The 3,188-nt window shown below is 46.0% G+C and carries 3 protein-coding genes and 1 pseudogene; 3 read left to right on the forward strand and 1 reads right to left on the reverse strand.

The features are described 5' to 3' along the window. Window positions 1–212: 212 nt before the first annotated feature. Window positions 213–365, forward strand: a pseudogene (locus IM319_RS08345) (NAD-dependent epimerase/dehydratase family protein); the annotation flags it as partial. Between the two features lie 30 nt (window positions 366–395). Here the strand turns inward: IM319_RS08345 and IM319_RS08350 are convergent. Next, on the reverse strand, window positions 396–608 hold the full coding sequence (locus tag IM319_RS08350) for a DUF2839 domain-containing protein (RefSeq protein WP_286825267.1): 213 nt from the start codon (window positions 606–608) through the stop codon (window positions 396–398). Between the two features lie 121 nt (window positions 609–729). Here IM319_RS08350 and IM319_RS08355 point away from each other — a divergent pair, with 121 nt between their 5' ends. Both IM319_RS08355 and IM319_RS08360 read left to right on the forward strand, forming a co-directional pair. After that, complete coding sequence (locus IM319_RS08355; RefSeq protein ID WP_287735273.1) at window positions 730–1,965, forward strand: LL-diaminopimelate aminotransferase; 1,236 nt, start codon at window positions 730–732, stop codon at window positions 1,963–1,965. Between the two features lie 85 nt (window positions 1,966–2,050). Then, on the forward strand, window positions 2,051–2,887 hold the full coding sequence (locus tag IM319_RS08360; protein WP_287684225.1) for a metallophosphoesterase: 837 nt from the start codon (window positions 2,051–2,053) through the stop codon (window positions 2,885–2,887). The last annotated feature ends 301 nt before the right edge of the window (window positions 2,888–3,188 follow it).

Raw genomic sequence — 3,188 nt, forward strand, 5'->3', positions numbered from 1 at the left:
GATTGGGACTTTCAAAAACCTTGCATTATCCTTCTTATAGTACATCGCTTGGTACAAAAAACAAGGGCAACAAAGCCTGAAACTCCTGACTCCTGACTCCTGACTCCTGACTCCTACCCCCACCGAAAAACTTTTTCAGCAAACCCTAATTAGGGGTTGCTGAATAATGGTAAAAACCTTTTAAAATAAGGCTTTTGACCTGCTAAAATCCGATGTTCATTCGTGGCAATAAACCCGCTCCAGTTGCCGGAGTACGACAGATCTACGGCGATCGCAATGACCCAGAGCAACTGAAAGAAAAGCTTAAAAATGAGAGCTTTGAGACAATTTTCGATAATAATGGCAGAGAATTAAGTGATACTCAGCTAACTGATAACTGATGCAGCCTTAACCAGTCATTGGACATTCCACCAACCGAAGGCCGGCCCGACAAAGCGAATAACTACCCAAGCGCCGGCTAAAACTCCTATACCAATCCAGGCACCCCTAGTGGTTAACTTGTAAGCTTGGGCCGCTTGACTTTTGGTAATCGGTAGCCAAGGCAGGATATTTTCTTCCTGTCCATATTTATCACCCAGGGCCGATTGACGACGTTTTGATTCACCCATACTAATGTCAATTATTAAGAGGTTTTTATCTGATTGTATATCGAAAGACAACAGGCCACACCCAGTCCTAGTCCCTGAAACTGTTATAAAATTAAAGGTTGCGACTGAAACGAGAAGAATTATGGCAACCATTAACAGTAATTACTTAAAACTAAAAGCGGGTTATCTTTTTCCGGAAATTGCCCGACGAGTCCAAGCTTTTGCGGCAGCCCATCCCGATGCTAATATTATCCGTCTGGGGATTGGGGATGTCACCGAACCTTTGCCCCGAGCTTGTCGGGAGGCAATGATTAAAGCGGTGGAGGAAATGGGCGATCGCTCTAGCTTTAAAGGTTACGGGCCCGAACAGGGTTATGCTTGGTTAAGGGAGAAAATCGCCGTCAATGATTTTCAGGCTCGCGGTTGTGATATAAGTGCCGATGAAATCTTTATTTCCGACGGTTCTAAGTGCGATACGGGCAATATTCTCGATATTTTTGGGGATAATAACTCGATCGCCGTAACTGACCCAGTATATCCCGTTTACGTTGATACTAATGTTATGGCTGGACACACGGGAGAGGCCAACGACCGCGGTGAATACGAGGGACTGATTTATCTGCCAATTACCGCCGAAAATAACTTTACTGCCCAGATTCCAGCCGAAAAAGTCGATTTAATCTATCTCTGTTTTCCCAATAATCCCACCGGGGCCACGGCTACCAAAGAACACTTGACAGCTTGGGTCAATTATGCTAGGGCAAACGGATCGATTATCTTTTTTGATGCGGCCTACGAGGCCTTTATCACCGATGCCAGTTTACCCCATTCCATCTACGAAATCGAGGGGGCGCGGCAATGTGCGATCGAATTTCGCTCTTTTTCCAAAAATGCCGGTTTTACCGGGACTCGTTGCGCTTTAACCGTGGTTCCCCAAAGTCTCATGGCCAAAGCTGCCGACGGGACGGATGTGCAACTCTGGAAACTGTGGAATCGTCGGCAATCGACCAAATTTAACGGCGTTTCCTACATTGTCCAACGGGGGGCCGAGGCGGTTTATTGCCCGGAAGGAAAAGCACAAGTACAAGAACTTGTCAAGTTTTATTTACAAAATGCAACAATTATCCGAGAAAAATTAACCGCTGCTGGTTTAGAAGTCCATGGCGGTGTAAATGCGCCCTACGTCTGGGTAAAAACGCCCCAGGATCTATCGAGTTGGGATTTCTTCGATAAGCTACTGCACACCTGTAATGTGGTGGGAACCCCCGGATCTGGCTTTGGGGCTGCCGGAGAGGGTTATTTCCGGCTATCGGCTTTTAATAGTCGTGCCAACGTCGAGGCCGCTATGGAGAGAATTATCGATAAATTCCAAGGCTAATGGCTAAGAGGGGGATGTTTGCGGAAGCATCCCCATCGGCAAATAATTGATAGACTGGTAACTACTCACCGACCATGGCTCACCGATGCGACCCTTTTGGTTAGAATCCTTACAGGTAGAAAGATTAACGATCGCAATTGCCAGCTTACCGGCAGCTCTGCAAGGGATCAAGTTGGTGCAGTGGTCAGATCTGCACTGCGATGAACAGCATTTGCCTGTAGCTGTCCTGCAAGAAGCGATCGCCATTACTAATCAGGAAAAACCCGATCTCATCTTCCTGACGGGGGATTTTATTACCTATAGTCCTAGTCCGATTTTTGCCCTAGTCGAGAGCATAAAAGCTCTCAAAAGTCAAGGGGGTATTTATGCTTGTTTAGGAAATCATGACAGTTATCTTCCGCAGGCAAGGGAAACGGTCAGATCAGCCCTAACTAGCGTGGGAATTCGGGTACTCTGGAATGAAATCGCCACACCCTACGGCGAAAATTTTCCCATTGTCGGATTGGCCGATTATTGGTCCGGGGAATTTTTACCGCAAATCCTCGAGCAAATTTCTCCCGATATACCCAGACTCGTCCTTTCCCACAATCCCGATACAGCCATGCTTTTAAGGGATTGGCGCGTGGATTTGCAGTTATCCGGTCATACCCACGGAGGTCAAGTGACTATCCCCGGTATCGGTTCCCTACCGATAATTTTAGAGAAACTTAGGCGATCGCTGCCAGAACCCTATGGTCAATGGGTTCCCTTTCACCGGCAGTTTAGCAGAGTAGTCCGATACTGGCAATGGTCCGAGGGATTTCACCGAGTTGGGGAAAATCAATTATATGTCAATCGAGGCTTAGGAACCTATTTTCCTGGTCGTCTTTTTTGTCCCCCCGAAGTGACGGTAATTACTTTGATCAACGGCAGTCAGTCTTGAATCAGTGATCAGTGATCAGTTATCAGTGACCAGATGTGAGTTTTTAGTGAACAGTATGACAGCCTTTCTCGTAAAGGTGAAGCACAAGCTCATTCTTGCTAATCAAGTATTTCAGATGCAAGAACGAACCTCATGTATCTGAGAAAAGCTGTAAGTGAGGAGTATTGTAAAGTTTCAATACAAATATAGTCATATATAGCCAGCCATGGTAATATGTGAACACGAAACTATCAGACTAGGCAAAAAAAACAGGAATAAGTTATCGAACGGCTTGGAGGTGGTGGAAACAAGGGAATTTAAC

Source organism: Microcystis sp. M113S1 (assembly GCF_020246945.1).
Taxonomy (GTDB): domain Bacteria; phylum Cyanobacteriota; class Cyanobacteriia; order Cyanobacteriales; family Microcystaceae; genus Microcystis.

Bases quoted from the DNA above. Each gene is read 5' to 3' on its own strand.
- IM319_RS08350 (WP_286825267.1), bottom strand. From the start codon at position 608: ATGGGTGAATCAAAACGTCGTCAATCGGCCCTGGGTGATAAATATGGA.
- IM319_RS08355 (WP_287735273.1), top strand. From the start codon at position 730: ATGGCAACCATTAACAGTAATTACTTAAAACTAAAAGCGGGTTATCTT.
- IM319_RS08360 (WP_287684225.1), top strand. From the start codon at position 2,051: ATGCGACCCTTTTGGTTAGAATCCTTACAGGTAGAAAGATTAACGATC.